At 50.1% G+C, this 13,046-nt stretch carries 12 protein-coding genes; 5 read left to right on the forward strand and 7 right to left on the reverse strand.

The genetic code is table 11. The features are described from left to right. Window positions 1-100: 100 nt before the first annotated feature. Window positions 101-1,576 carry a NarK family nitrate/nitrite MFS transporter gene (locus ACGHAD_RS01800; RefSeq protein ID WP_382416792.1) on the reverse strand — a complete coding sequence of 492 codons (1,476 nt, stop codon included), beginning with the start codon at window positions 1,574-1,576 and terminating at the stop codon, window positions 101-103. Between the two features lie 332 nt (window positions 1,577-1,908). On the opposite strand from ACGHAD_RS01800, the gene ACGHAD_RS01805 reads away from it, so the two are divergent. From ACGHAD_RS01805 to ACGHAD_RS01820, 4 genes are all read left to right on the forward strand, one after another. Continuing rightward, on the forward strand, window positions 1,909-3,639 hold the full coding sequence (locus ACGHAD_RS01805; RefSeq protein WP_382416794.1) for a DUF1631 family protein: 1,731 nt from the start codon (window positions 1,909-1,911) through the stop codon (window positions 3,637-3,639). A 32-nt stretch (window positions 3,640-3,671) separates the two neighbouring features. Beyond that, the gene (locus ACGHAD_RS01810) at window positions 3,672-4,022 is read left to right on the forward strand and encodes a PilZ domain-containing protein (protein WP_339617102.1); all 351 of its coding nucleotides are present in this window, start codon (window positions 3,672-3,674) and stop codon (window positions 4,020-4,022) included. Between the two features lie 227 nt (window positions 4,023-4,249). After that, window positions 4,250-5,845, forward strand: coding sequence for an MFS transporter (locus ACGHAD_RS01815; RefSeq protein ID WP_339617103.1), 1,596 nt, complete (start codon window positions 4,250-4,252; stop codon window positions 5,843-5,845). 160 nt (window positions 5,846-6,005) lie between these two features. Then, entirely contained in the window at window positions 6,006-7,151 is a 1,146-nt protein-coding gene (locus ACGHAD_RS01820) for a transporter substrate-binding domain-containing protein (RefSeq protein ID WP_382416798.1), read from the forward strand. 286 nt (window positions 7,152-7,437) lie between these two features. Here ACGHAD_RS01820 and ACGHAD_RS01825 read toward each other — a convergent pair whose 3' ends face one another. From ACGHAD_RS01825 to ACGHAD_RS01840, 4 genes are all read right to left on the reverse strand, one after another. Further along, window positions 7,438-7,965, reverse strand: a complete 528-nt coding sequence (locus ACGHAD_RS01825; protein WP_382416800.1) for a hypothetical protein — start codon at window positions 7,963-7,965, stop codon at window positions 7,438-7,440. A gap of 265 nt (window positions 7,966-8,230) precedes the next feature. Beyond that, the gene (locus tag ACGHAD_RS01830; protein WP_382416802.1) at window positions 8,231-8,716 is read right to left on the reverse strand and encodes a VOC family protein; all 486 of its coding nucleotides are present in this window, start codon (window positions 8,714-8,716) and stop codon (window positions 8,231-8,233) included. Between the two features lie 59 nt (window positions 8,717-8,775). After that, window positions 8,776-9,129, reverse strand: a complete 354-nt coding sequence (locus ACGHAD_RS01835) for a DUF1428 domain-containing protein (protein ID WP_382416804.1) — start codon at window positions 9,127-9,129, stop codon at window positions 8,776-8,778. A gap of 262 nt (window positions 9,130-9,391) precedes the next feature. Next, on the reverse strand, window positions 9,392-9,631 hold the full coding sequence (locus ACGHAD_RS01840; protein WP_339617108.1) for a hypothetical protein: 240 nt from the start codon (window positions 9,629-9,631) through the stop codon (window positions 9,392-9,394). 32 nt (window positions 9,632-9,663) lie between these two features. On the opposite strand from ACGHAD_RS01840, the gene ACGHAD_RS01845 reads away from it, so the two are divergent. Then, a complete protein-coding gene (locus ACGHAD_RS01845) occupies window positions 9,664-9,810 on the forward strand; it encodes a hypothetical protein (RefSeq protein ID WP_382416806.1) in 147 nt (48 codons plus the stop codon). 29 nt (window positions 9,811-9,839) lie between these two features. Here ACGHAD_RS01845 and ACGHAD_RS01850 read toward each other — a convergent pair whose 3' ends face one another. Both ACGHAD_RS01850 and ACGHAD_RS01855 read right to left on the reverse strand, forming a co-directional pair. Next, window positions 9,840-11,711 carry a serine hydrolase gene (locus ACGHAD_RS01850; RefSeq protein ID WP_382416808.1) on the reverse strand — a complete coding sequence of 624 codons (1,872 nt, stop codon included), beginning with the start codon at window positions 11,709-11,711 and terminating at the stop codon, window positions 9,840-9,842. Window positions 11,712-11,823: 112 nt separating this feature from the next. After that, the gene (locus ACGHAD_RS01855) at window positions 11,824-12,369 is read right to left on the reverse strand and encodes a DUF3592 domain-containing protein (RefSeq protein WP_382416810.1); all 546 of its coding nucleotides are present in this window, start codon (window positions 12,367-12,369) and stop codon (window positions 11,824-11,826) included. Between the last annotated feature and the right edge of the window lie 677 nt (window positions 12,370-13,046).

Genomic DNA, 13,046 nt, shown 5'->3' on the forward strand with positions numbered 1-13,046 from the left:
GTGCCTGCTTGTTCTTGTTGTGGCGACATCATAGCGCTTCCTGAGGATGAAAAAAAAGCGGATCCGAAGATCCGCTGCAGACACGGGGAAAAAGAATTTATTAGGTAAGCTCGATCTGCGCCAGCGAGCCGTCTTCATTGGTTTCGGTCATATGACCTTTAGGCTCTTCTAAAAATTGGACGATACCAAAAATGATTAAGGCGCAGCCTCCAATTACCATAAAAAAGGTGCCGGCATCGACAAAACTGTAAATGGTTAAAAAGGTCACTGCGCCGACATTGCCATAGGCACCCGCCATACCGGCAATTTGCCCGGTCATGCGGCGCTTAACGAGTGGCACCATGGCAAATACCGCGCCTTCACCGGCTTGAACGAAAAACGAGCAGAACATCACCGCGACTACCGCAAAAGCAATGGGCCAGCTGCCGTCGACTTGCGACAAAGTGAAGTAACCAATGGTTAGGCCGATGATGAAAATTGACATAGACAGGCGGCGGCCGCATTTATCACTGATGTAACCGCCGCCGGGGCGGGCGACTAAGTTCATAAAGGCGTAGGCGGCACCCAGAGCGCCGGCCATGGCGAGGCTCATCCCCTCAAAGGTTTCTAGGAAGAACGCGGGTAACATAGACACCACTGCCAGCTCTGAGCCGAAGGTGACAAAGTAAGCCCAATCGAGAATTGCCACTTGCTTGAATTTGTATTTGTCGTGCTCGGGTACTACGGCACCTTGCAGCATCTCTTTATTTACACGATAAATCTGCGAGAACTGATAAACGCACAGCATCACCAATACTAAGTACATTAAATAGGTGGTGCCCTGAGTAAGAAGCCCAACACCTGCGGGTGACAGCTTCCAGGCCAGTACCGCCAAAATAATGTACATTGGCAAGTTCATGGCCAAATAAAAGTAAAAATCTTTTTTGCTGGTAACTTCTAAACCACCGCTTTTTTTCGGTTTAAAGTAAGTCGAGCCTTGCGGGGTATTGCGCGCGCGCAGATAAAACACCACCGAGTAAGCCATGGCCATTAAGCCGGTAATGCCAATGGCGTAGCGCCAGCCGTTTTCACCGCCAAACATTAGGGCAACGGTCGGTAAGGTAAAGGCGGCCGCCGCTGAGCCAAAGTTGCCCCAGCCGCCGTATACACCCTCGGCCAGGCCAACTTGACGGGCGGGAAACCACTCGCCAACCATGCGAATACCAATCACAAACCCGGCGCCGACAAAGCCCAATAAAAAGCGAGTTAGAGCCAATTGCTCGTAAGTTTGCGCCGAAGCGAATGCGAGGCACATTAAGCCGCCCGAGGCGAGCAGTAAGCTATACACAATACGCGGGCCAAATTTATCGACCAGTATGCCGACTACAATTCGCGCTGGGATGGTCAACGCCACGTTTAAAATCAGCAGCGCTTTCCACTGGCCGAGATCCATGTTGAAGGTTTCCATGATCAACGGCTTTAGCGGTGCATGAGAAAACCACACCACAAAGGTTAAGAAGAAGGCAAACCAAGTGAGGTGTAGTAACCTAATATTGGCTCTCGAAACATCCAGGAGGTTCATTTTTTCTGAGCTCATCGCATTGCTTCCGTCTAGAATGGTTAGGACACAGGTTATAAAAGTTTGCTTCGCCCGATAGCTACCCAGGCGATATATAAGTGGTGATAGCAAGCGCTATGCCACAAACTATTGAGATGTTTTGGTGCAGCCAGAATGCCGCGGGCAGCTCGCCAATTGCGGGTAAAGGGTTATAATTTGGTGCGCGTGCACGCCGTTACGACGTGGGTGGGCGATAGTTGTGCGTGCTTTTGGGGGGGGCGCGGTGCGCATTGTGTGTGCGTTGCACGTATTTGGTTCGCACAAGAGGTGTTTATGGCGCGAGATCGCAATGGGTGGTAAAGGTGGATAACATGGCTCAATACCAAGACGTCAGAGAGTTGCTGGGGGTGGGCCCGCTGACGGCGCCGGCCAAACTAGGCGATATCAGCGAGCTTGAGACAACCTTTTATCAAGCCGACGATCCATGGGCCGCTTACCGTGAACTGCCTTTTGCCCGTCAGGCCGGACTGCCGGGGCTGTATGCGGCTTGGCTGTGGCACGCGCTGCAAGACAATGTTCAGTGCGATCACGCGCTTGACGCCAGTCGCAGCGCTATGATCGGGGCGATTGTCGCGTATGTGGCGAGTGATGAACCGCTAACGGTTGCGCACGTTAAGCAGAACCGGCAACTGTTTGATCAGTGTTTTTTTCATTTGCGCACCTGGTATTCAGGTTTAGGGCCCACTGGGCGCAAGTTTACCGAGCGACTCACGGCGCTATCCGAGTCGTTAACGAAGGGGCCAGAGCAGTGGGCTGCCGCGCTTACCAGTTTTAATCAAGCGTGTGATAAAGAGCTTGACCGCGCGGCGATGCTCGCCGAGAGAATGCAAACCTCTGAGCTGGGGCATATCAAAATCGCCCATGCGCAACAGCGCGTCACAGGTATCTATAACGATGTGGTGGCGCTGCACCAACTGCCTGAGGCCACGTTAGATTTTATTGATCACATTGTCTTGCCCAGTTTGCAGTACCTACTGATTAACGAGTCCGACCAGGCCCCCGACTGGAGCTTTTGGATGCGCATCCTGCGGTTGATTGTCTGGTCGGTGAACCCAGAAAAATCCCCCGAGGATCGCCAAGCTTTTTTTAATAAAGGCCCGGTGCTACTCTCCCAGTTAGAAAATCAATCGGTCAGTAAAGCCTTCTCCGGTAATGTCTATCGGGATTATGTCGATGAGTTTTCCACACAAATTATCACCTTGTTAAAAGGGCAAACCATCGAAACCGTGACCGCACCCAAGCGGCAAGTGTCAGCTGAGGTCGAGTCGCTCAGTCAGTTGCAAAATGGCGGCGCAGAGCATCACTTTTCGGCCGGTGATTGGCTGGAGTTTGATAGCGGTGAGACGTTGATTCGCTGCCAGTTTTTAATGCAAGCGCCGGGCACTGATACTCTGTTATTTGTGAATCGCTCCGGTCACAAAGTGCTGCAAAAAACCGTCGAGCAAATGTCGGCCTGCTTTGACGCCGGGATCGCTCAAGAGATTCCCAAGATACCCTCTTTGTCAGCCGCGTTGGCGGCGGTTAACGCGCGGATGGAAAACCTGCACGAGCGGCTGACCACACAGGCTTTGGCGGAACAACAGGAGCGCGAAAAGCTTGAGCGCCAGAAGCAGGCGTTAATTCAAGCTAAAAAGCGTCAGTTGCTTGTAAAAAAAGAGGCCGAAGTTAAGGCCCGCGCCGAGGCGGAGCGCCTTGCACTTGAGCGCGCCGCCCGCGAACAAGCAATAAAGGCGCGTCAATTAAGTGAAGCGCGCGAGGCCCGTGAGCAGCAACTGCGCGATACGCTGGATAACCTCACGCTGGGCACGTGGGCCGACCTGCCTTTAGACGACGGCAAAGCCGTGCGCTGCAAGTTAGCCGTCAGTATGCGCTCAACCAACAAGTATATATTTGTCGACCGAGTAGGGCGCAAAGTAGCCGAGCTACTTTATGACGACCTATTGGGTTATTTGCTCCGCGATGAAGCTGTGTTTTACAAGCCGGAGCAAGGGTTTGAAAACCGTCTCGAAACAATCGTCCGTGGTTTGCGGCGCACTGAGTAATTAACCCGTGGAAATCCAACATGGTTACTGACATGCAAAATAATGAGCAGCGTCAAGAGTATCGCCTTAGTGTCTCCGAGGCTGTCTATATCGAGCTTGAGGCTGAGCAAGGGGACGATGCCGCGCGAATTTTGTTGAGCCGCTCTACCGATTTGTCGGCCAATGGTTTACAGGTGGAGCTCGACCGTTCGTTGCCTGTGGGCAACATTTACCCGCTGTGTATACAGCTGTATTCGCCCAAGGTTCGCTATGTGCTGACCGGCGAAATCAAGTGGTGCCGGCCCAGCAATGGCCGCTACCTTATTGGTATCGCCCTATTTGAGTCCGATGATACAGCGATTGTCAGCTGGAAGGAGGAAATCGCACGCCGGCTGCAAGATTAGGGTGGCAGGCACGTACATTAGACGCTTGTTACGGTCTTGTTGATGGGCGTTGGTCGGTGCCGCTCAGCGGGTTTTTACGGTCTGTTCCGACAGCCGAGGGTAGCGCGCGCGATGTCGCTGTTCTCGGTATCGTTAACGGTGTTTTAGCGCTGTACATTTGCCCGGTGGCCTCTTATGCTTTCGGTCAAAATGCCCTGACATATAATGACAAGACCCTGAGGTGAACTGTGGCGACAAACCCTTCTCATAAGCTCTCAATTCTCGAAAAAAGCGGCTACGCCATGGGCGATGCGGCGGCCAACCTTGTTTGGCGCGGTGCGCTGGCTTACCTAGCGGTTTTTTATACCGATACCCTCGGCATTACCGCTGCCGCTGCGGCTGCACTTTTGTTGCTGGTGCGTGTATCCGATGGTATTACCGACATTATTATGGGTATGATCGCCGATCGTACCCACACTAAATACGGTAAATTTCGCCCCTGGATACTGTGGTCCGCGCCGATTTTGGGTTTGTTTATGGTGTTGTCGTTTACCGCGCCGGATATCAGCCCTCAAATGAAGCTGGTATGGGCTTATTTTACCTATATCGGCCTGACACTCGCCTACACAGTGAATAACGTTCCTTACTCGGCCCTGATGGGGGTCATGACTCCCAGCCACGAAGAGCGCAGTGTGCTCTCGGGTTATCGCTTTGCCGGGGCGTTTTTAGGTGGCGCTTTGGTGATGGGCGGCACGCCTTATCTGGTGGAGTATTTTGGCCAAACGGGGGTTGCCGGAGAGATCGACGAAGCCAAGGGGTATCAGCAAACCATGTATGTGTTTGCGGTTCTCTTGGTTGCGCTATGTGTCGTGACCTTTATGGCGACCAAAGAGCGTATTGTGCCCACCACCAATACGGGCTCATTTAAAAAAGAGTTTAAAGATTTACTTTATAACCTGCCGTTTATCGTGATTCCGCTGTTGTCGATCTCACTGTTCTTTTTTAGTTTGACTCAGACCGAAGACGCTACCTATAAATTTAACCCCTGGTATATGGGGATCACTTGTGCCGTAGTGCTGGCAGTCACCGGGCATTTCATCCGCAAGCTCATCAACCGCCCGGATACGGACACTACCCCCTCGCAGCGTGATTTAATCGATTTGCTGACCAACAAACCTTGGCTGATGATTCTTGGCTTAGGCTTTTTAACCATGCTGTTTAACGGCATTAAGTACGTGGTGATTGCCTATTACTTTAAGCACTATTTGCAAGAGCCAACCATGACCGGCCTGTACTTCTTAGCGTTGCTGATTACCTCGATTGTGGCGGCATTTGCCTGTGGTTACTTTACTCGCTTGGTGGGCAAGAAAACCTTGTTTGCGGTCTCATTGATTGTCAGCGGGCTGCTTACCGGTTGTATCTCCCTGTTAGGTAAAGATGACTTAACCGGCTTGTTTGTACTGGGTTGCGCCGCTGAGTTTTTTGCCGCTTTTATGCCGGTACTCACCTTTAGCATGCTGGGCGATGCTGCCGACTACTCGGAGTGGAAGCACACCCGCCGCGCCACCGGTTTGTTTTATTCGGCCGGTAGCTTTATTCAGAAAACCGGTGGCGGTTTTGCCGGCGCCCTAGTACTAATGGTGTTGGGCGCCTACGGTTATGTAGGAACCGACGAAAGCACGATCGCCCAGGCAACCGATGGCATGGTGCTGCTGATGAGCTGGGTACCTGCCGTGTTTGCATTTGTATCGGTGCTGTTGCTGGTTGTCTATCCGCTTAACACTAAACGCATGGAAGAGATCGAGGCAGATCTCAATGAGCGGCGGGCACAGGCCGGCGTTTAGCGCATTACGGGGAGGCTATCGCAAGCGGTGCCTCCCTACATCGAATACCGACAGACTCCCCCCTTTCGTTTCATTTCCGGCTCAGGCCTCGCTAGCGGTCGCGTTCATCGCGAGCGGGGGGCGAGGGCAGGTTTAGTTTGCTCGTCTGCGGCGTCGCTCAATGGCTTTATGGTCTGATTATTTGAAAGCGCGGGTAAACTGTGCCAACGTTAAAATATCAGACACCTTCGAGGGAAAGCCTGTGCGTATTTATATTCTTGCTCTAGTCGCCTGCCTTGCTGCACCACAGCTGGGTATGGCTCAGTCTTCCGATCAAGTCCTTACGGTGGGCGTTAAAGTCGCGCCGCCTTTTGTCATCAAGCAACCCGATGGCAGTTACGCTGGTCTGAGCATCAATTTATGGCAGCGCACGGCAGAAAAGCTCGGTAGAGACTACCGTTTTCAAGAGACGGACCTAAATGGTTTGCTGGCAGGTTTGCAAGACGGTGGCTTAGATGTCTCGGTGGCGGCAACCACCGTGACTGCCGAGCGCGAGTCGCTTGTTGACTTTACCCATCCATTTCACACCACTGGCCTCACCATTGCGGTGCGCTCGCAAAGCAGTGGACTCTGGAGCACGATTAAGCGCTTTATGTCTTGGGAGTTTTTTGCCGCGTGCGGTGCGCTGGTGGGTTTATTGTTATTAGTGGGTTTTTTGTTGTGGCTGGCGGAGCGACACAAAAATAAAGAGATGTTTGGCGGCACTAAAGCCCAAGGCATAGGCGCCAGCTTTTGGTGGGCGGCGGTAACCATGACCACGGTAGGTTATGGCGATAAAGCTCCAACCACCTTGGCCGGTCGGCTGATTGGCTTGGTGTGGATGTTTACCGCCATTATTATTATCTCCAGCTTTACCGCGGCCATTGCCACTAGCTTAACTGTGGGGCAATTATCATCGTCGGTACGCAGCGTCGCTGATCTTTCTAGTGTGCGAGTAGCCACGGTAAGTGGGTCGGCCAGTGCGACCAGCTTGCGCGAGCGGGGCATCGGTTTTCACGCCACGCAATCGTTAGATGACGCGCTTGATAAGCTTGAGAACGATCAGGTTGATGCGGTGGTTTACGATCAGCCTATTGTGAAATACCACATTATTCGCGATTATCCCGGCGACCTACGAGTGCTGCCTAACACCTTCGAGCGCCAAGACTACGCGATTGCCCTGCCCGAGGGCAGTACCCTGCGCGAGCCGATTAACCACGCGTTATTGGAGATTATTGCCAGCGACTCTTGGCGGACGACGCTTTCCAAGTATCTGGGAGAGCCCTAGCGGTTATACCTAAAGTGCTTTGGTGCGCTATAAGGCCCGAATGCCGGTTGAAGGATAGGGCTTATAGGTTTTAATCATGGGGTGCAGGTAATGCCAGCACTAGGTCTACATTACTGTTCGGGTGTACTTGTGTTGTATCGCGCGAGTGGAGCTTTTGTCTATCACGCTGCAGGCCGTGCAGCGTGATAGACAAGTGTTAAACAAAACAGGGCGTGAGCGCCGCTATGCTTTTTGTTTTGGCCTATTCGCGCATTGGATTTTTATGCTCAGTTCGCATTCTTTAAGACTAATGCTGCCACTCGTCTGACAAAAGTGTGGCTGAGTCGTTCTCTAGCTTGATTTCGCGCTTCGAAGTTTGACTGTCGGCACCCACAAAATAAAACTCATAGACGATAACATCGCTCATCTGTTTGCTTTCGATAATACGCTGGGGTTTCTTCTGGCCAAAGGTGTCACTGTACAGTTCGCGTACCGGGGTTGGGCAGTCTGCCAGCGTTAGGTCGCGTTGAATCTCAACAACCTCCCACAGGTTTTGCTCGTTGAGTAACATGTCGAACTCAATTTCGGCGCCGTCGGCGGTTACGCCTTCAAGGTCAAGATACTGGTTGCCGTGCTTGGATTCTTGTTCAGCCTCTTTTAGCACAAAGCCTGGCTGTAATTTTTGTACAGCCTCTAGCGCCTGGGTCGGTACTTTGTCGCCGGATATTTCCTCTTTTTGGTATAAGTCAGATCCAATATCCGACTGCGCGGCTTGAACTGAGCAACAAATGCTAAATGTGGCCGCTAAAAGAGTTTGCGAGAAACGAGTATTCATAGTGGTGTCCTATTGTGGAGAATGTAAGTGGTTGCGGTTCTCGCACTGGAGGCTCTTTGCTTCTCAGACATAGTAAAAGCCCGGTGTGTATATTCGGCTTTTCTCGTCCTTATTGTTTTAACAAAACCAAAATTCGCCCGGTAATCCGAGCCGCTATGTTGGCTTTTGTCAGTGTCTCAGATAACCCCAAAAATTGCTACGTAGCGATGTGGGCGTCCCCCCAGAACAGCCTATTGGCGGAGTAGATCGGGAGCATAATATTCGATCAACCCCGGACGGCCGCTACTATTGCTCCGACGTCGATTTTTGTCATGGTTAACATGGCATCGAAAGCGCGTTTGGCAACGGCAGCATCTGAGCTGGTTATCGCTTGGGTTAGCGCCACTGGTGTTATTTGCCACGAAATCCCCCATTGGTCTTTGCACCAGCCGCAGGCACTCGCCTCACCGCCGTTGGCAATAATGGCGTTCCAGTAGCGATCGGTTTCGGCCTGATCATTGGTTGCTACCTGAAACGAAAACGATTCATTGTGGCTAAATGCTGGGCCGCCGTTAAGCCCCATGCAGGGAATGCCCATAACGGTAAAGTCTACGGTTAGTGCATCACCTTGCTTGCCGGCTGGATAATCACTCGGTGCGCGATGTACGGCATCGACCGAAGAGTCGGGAAAAGTGCTCGCATAGAATTTGGCGGCCGCTTCAGCGTCGCCATCAAACCACAGGCACACTCTGTTCTTGGCTATTGTCGTCATAGGATCGCTCCAGATGTAGAGTTGCCCACCTGAGCCTTACGGTCGAGGCGGGCTACTTGTTACTGATTAAAAATAACTTGGAAGCCGCCGTATATAAGCCGTTTTCCGTCAAATGGCATGGGGTTATTTTCGGCACTCATGCGCTCGTCTTCCATTACTTGTTGCATGCCTCTGTCCCGAACGGCCTTAGAGGGCCACTCAACCAAACCAAACACCACGGTTTCATTGTCTTTGCGCTTCACCGCCATGGGAAAGGAGGTTGTCTCTCCGTCTGGAGCATCATCGCCCCAGCACTCTGTTAACCTAAGGGCGCCGTGTTCTTTAAAGCACTCGGCGGCCAACTTAACATGTGCGATATATTGATCTTTATTTGCTGTTGGTACTGCGGCCACAAAACCGTCTATATAGCTCATCGCATTGCTCCTGTTGTTTAACGCACCGATGATAGTGCGAGTACTAGCTAACTGATGTAGTAATTCGTGCCAACGCGCACGAAACAACCGTGACTGACTTAAAAATCGCCTCAGAGGGTTGTTACAGGATAGTCGAAGAGGGCGCTGGTATTTCGACACGGTGTTACGAAAATAAAATCAATGTAGGGGTGGAGCTTTGACCCGCTCATGTTGATCTGTGACGAGGAAGAGGGGGAGCTGTCATCAATACCACAGAGCTTGGCTAATTTCCAAGAATGCTTAGCACTAACAATGTAAAGATAAGCGCCGCTGCTAGTGCAAAATACTGCCCTAGCTTAGAGCTGGCCTCAGCTTGGCCTTGGTGGCGCTTAAGGTAATCTTTCAGCTCCGCATCGGATAGGCCTGCGCAGTGAGTACACTCGCTCGTTTTTTCGGGTGACTGTAAGTTGCAGCGCTGGCACGTTTTCAGTGCCTCTGGAGGCGGTGCTGGTATAAATCTCATAACGATTCCTTGTTTCTAGCGGTAAGGCATTTATGCTCGTACAGGATGAGGCGCTTGTGGTTCTTAGCCTGATTGTCTGGCTCATTTCTGAGCTGTCGATTCGCCAAGCCTTAGTGACAAGCTCTGAAGAATCAGAGCGCTGCCAGCAGAGCCTGGCTGCTGATAAAAACGTCGAGTAAAAACCTACGCCCCAGTATATCGATATGAACTATTGCTCACCAAGCACAACCTGAACAATCTTCTCTGCCGTTCGAGCTTTATACTTCAGCTCCCATCGGTTTGTATTCGCAAGAAAAACAAAGGTGATCTTTTCATTCGGTAGCCACAGCAACTCTGCGTGGAATCCCGGTGCCTCTCCAGCGTGTCCTAGGGCGGTAAAACCGGCGATACGTTCAACGGCTATGCCGAAGCCGTATTCTACTGGCGGTTTAAACCCCTTGGGGAGTACCGTTGCAGTGATTGTTTCGCTGTAAGCTTTATCGCTAAGAACGTTACCGCTGTGTAAAGCCTCATTCCAGATAAAAAGATCATCGACTGTGGATATTAAACCGGTGGCTCCATTCCAGTTTCCGTGCAAGCTCGATACGCCCGGGTCTAGAGCCTTAACGGTCTTTTCGTCGACTACTGCGTAGCCTGTCGCTGCATGGGTTAAGCGTCGATTATTGTTATAAATTGTTGAGTCTTTCATTCCCAGTGGCGAAAAGATATTCGTTTTTAAGTATTGATCAAAAGAAAGGCCGGATACTTTTTCTATAATCAATGCCAAAACGACATAAGCAGAGTTGCTGTAACGCCACTGTTCGCCCGGTTTAAAGTACAAGTCTTGTTCTTCTAGTGCTTTTATAAAATCGTGTGACCCAAGATGTTGGCTAAATAGCGCTTTAGATGCGTCCGGTTCGAATAAGCCCGAGGTATGGGTCATCATATGCTTAAGCGTCACGGGCTTGGTTTTTGATAAGCTGGGGAAGTACTTGGTTAACGGGTCGTTAAGGGACAACAAGCTCTTATCTTGCAGTTGCAAAATAGATGCTGCGGTAAATTGCTTGGTGATTGACCCCACATGAAACTTGGTTTGGGTGTCGTTTGATGTGTTTGCTGCGACGTTGGCCAGGCCCCTGCCACCTTTTGCCAATACTTTGCCATTTTGGGCAATTAAGTAGGAAAATCCCGACGAGCCCTTATAGTAAAGGCTGTCGAAGTAATTGGAAATTTGCGCGGCTACATCTGGCGCGGTTATTTCTATATTTGCGCCTCGCTCTATAAGCGCATTCTGCCGTTTCGTATCGCCTATATGAGTAGCAATATGAAGCGCCGTTAGGCCCAAATTATTTCTTGCGTCGATACTAATCCCGCTTTTCAGAAGGCGGTCAAGCTCGTTACTGGATAGCGAGGGGGATAGATTGACAAAGGCATTGTCGGTAGCTGTTTTACTTAATGGCCTAAAGAGAAAAGACCAACCCTTGTCTGCGCGCAATACTTTGATAACGAGCCGATTCGTCCCCGCTTTAAGGTTATAGGGCACAAGGTATTGATCAGGGCTTATCTCTGTGCTGATGGGGCTCTCATGAATAATCTCGCCGTTAAGCCAGATTTTTAGTGCCGCGTTGCTGCCCACACCAAAATACCCGCTCTCTTTTTCGCTGGACTCGATCTCAGCGGCAGCATAGGTATAGGCGAATTTTGTAGGTTCAAGGTATCGATCTAAATGAATATAACTGAAATCAGAGTGGATCGACTTCCAATTGTACGGTTCTCTGTTTAAGGTGATTTTGCCTACTTTTATTGATTTCCACAGGTCATTGATCTTTATTAAGTCTTGGCTATGCGCAGCCTTAAGCTCTTTTTCGGTGCTGCCAAATGGGACTGGCTCCAGCAATGTCCAGCGAGTTAGAAAAACGTCATCTTTGATGTTGTTGTAGGTGGTAACGGGGCTGTCCAATGATGACTCGGGTGTGGGCTGATTTTGCACTTTTCTTGGTTCAACTTCGTCGTCATAAGTACATGCGCTAGCGAGTAAGGCTGAGAGCAGTAGCCAGAAAAAACCGTGCTTCGTTTGAAGGTGTTTTAATTGTCCCGTCATTTTTTGTCCTTAAAATACAGGTTTTTAGGTCGCTAAAAAACTAAGTATTATAATAGTTGTCTTAGGCGTATTGTTTTCTGGAATTGTCGTTACGCCCTTAAATGTCCCAAGTTTAGGTCTTACTTTGTATCTCATCCTTGGGTATCGAATTGGCATATACATCTCTTAATTTGTAGACCAAAAAACCAAATAAGAAAAACGCCAAGGCTGCGAATATTCCTGCGATATTTAACTTGCTTGTGCCCCTGATAAGAGTCGAATCCTCAGGTTTTCCGGGGTTATAGTAAACGGGGTAAGATTTTCCAATGGTAAATCTAGATACATACCGCGCAATTCTACTTCGATTACTGCCTCCAATAGGAGAAAAGCTAATTCTATTGTTTGTATAGTTGTTGTTTTTTACGGAGTAGGTGTAAACGACATTTGGGGCATAGTTAATGGACCGATTGGTGGTTATTCCCGTTGAGCGGCTCTCGTACTTGCTTACCTCAGAGGAGAGAATCACAGCGTTGGTTTGCGGCCAAGTGCGGCTAGCTTCCCCAAGAAAATATGCCGATATCGTTCCAGTTACCGTTAATAGGCCAGCGGCCATAAATATGCCACCGAAAATAGCCACTGATCTCCTGATAGTTTTTTTCTGATTCTCTAGTTCACTCAAGGCTTATTTCCTTTTTGATTATAATGCAAGGCATCTTCCAGGCTCTGAATCAAGAGTTGAGCCGTTGTTTTGGTCTGCTAGTTAATAGCAGCTCGATAAAAGAGATTTTAACCCATTGCTTTTGGGGCGAAATAGACTGGTATGCCCGAATCCTAGGTTTTTGTAAAACCATCTGTACCGCAAAGAGGGGGTGGTTACTTACTTGAGTGATACATGCACGTTGGTAGCAAAGGCGAGCGTTAGCGAGTCCAGCCCGCGTTTTTTGCGGGTGATTTTGCCTACCCTTGGTAAATTGCTGGCTAGATGTACTCATATTGCTTTGCCAACAACTCACATGCCTAGGCAGGCTGTGCCGACTTTGAAAGATCTAGGCGAAACTCCGTTTTTTGCTGCTTAATATCTATTACCATGTAGTAAAACCCACAGCCCAACTGGAGAATATCCCCGATACTTAGCAGTGTTTCGCTAAAGTAGGCTTTGTCACTCATGTCGTCGCTATCTGCAAGATAGTGAAGTCGATATGTACTCATCACGTTCAGATTACTTGTGAAATTTAACGGCCAATTAACGCGACTCAGTCGCACTTTATCCCAGCACTTTGTCACCGCTAGAAACTGGTTTAAAGGTGTTTGAAAAACAAGAAGCTTTCTGACAGCTCCGTGTCTGAGAAAGATAAG

This window comes from Gilvimarinus japonicus (genome assembly GCF_042847215.1).
GTDB lineage: Bacteria > Pseudomonadota > Gammaproteobacteria > Pseudomonadales > Cellvibrionaceae > Gilvimarinus > Gilvimarinus japonicus.

Excerpts from the sequence above, each read along its gene's own strand:
- ACGHAD_RS01800 (WP_382416792.1), bottom strand. The coding sequence starts at position 1,576 with ATGAGCTCAGAAAAAATGAACCTCCTGGATGTTTCGAGAGCCAATATT.
- ACGHAD_RS01805 (WP_382416794.1), top strand. The coding sequence starts at position 1,909 with ATGGCTCAATACCAAGACGTCAGAGAGTTGCTGGGGGTGGGCCCGCTG.
- ACGHAD_RS01810 (WP_339617102.1), top strand. The coding sequence starts at position 3,672 with ATGCAAAATAATGAGCAGCGTCAAGAGTATCGCCTTAGTGTCTCCGAG.
- ACGHAD_RS01820 (WP_382416798.1), top strand. The coding sequence starts at position 6,006 with ATGGCTTTATGGTCTGATTATTTGAAAGCGCGGGTAAACTGTGCCAAC.
- ACGHAD_RS01825 (WP_382416800.1), bottom strand. The coding sequence starts at position 7,965 with ATGAATACTCGTTTCTCGCAAACTCTTTTAGCGGCCACATTTAGCATT.
- ACGHAD_RS01830 (WP_382416802.1), bottom strand. The coding sequence starts at position 8,716 with ATGACGACAATAGCCAAGAACAGAGTGTGCCTGTGGTTTGATGGCGAC.
- ACGHAD_RS01835 (WP_382416804.1), bottom strand. The coding sequence starts at position 9,129 with ATGAGCTATATAGACGGTTTTGTGGCCGCAGTACCAACAGCAAATAAA.
- ACGHAD_RS01840 (WP_339617108.1), bottom strand. The coding sequence starts at position 9,631 with ATGAGATTTATACCAGCACCGCCTCCAGAGGCACTGAAAACGTGCCAG.
- ACGHAD_RS01845 (WP_382416806.1), top strand. The coding sequence starts at position 9,664 with ATGCTCGTACAGGATGAGGCGCTTGTGGTTCTTAGCCTGATTGTCTGG.
- ACGHAD_RS01850 (WP_382416808.1), bottom strand. The coding sequence starts at position 11,711 with ATGACGGGACAATTAAAACACCTTCAAACGAAGCACGGTTTTTTCTGG.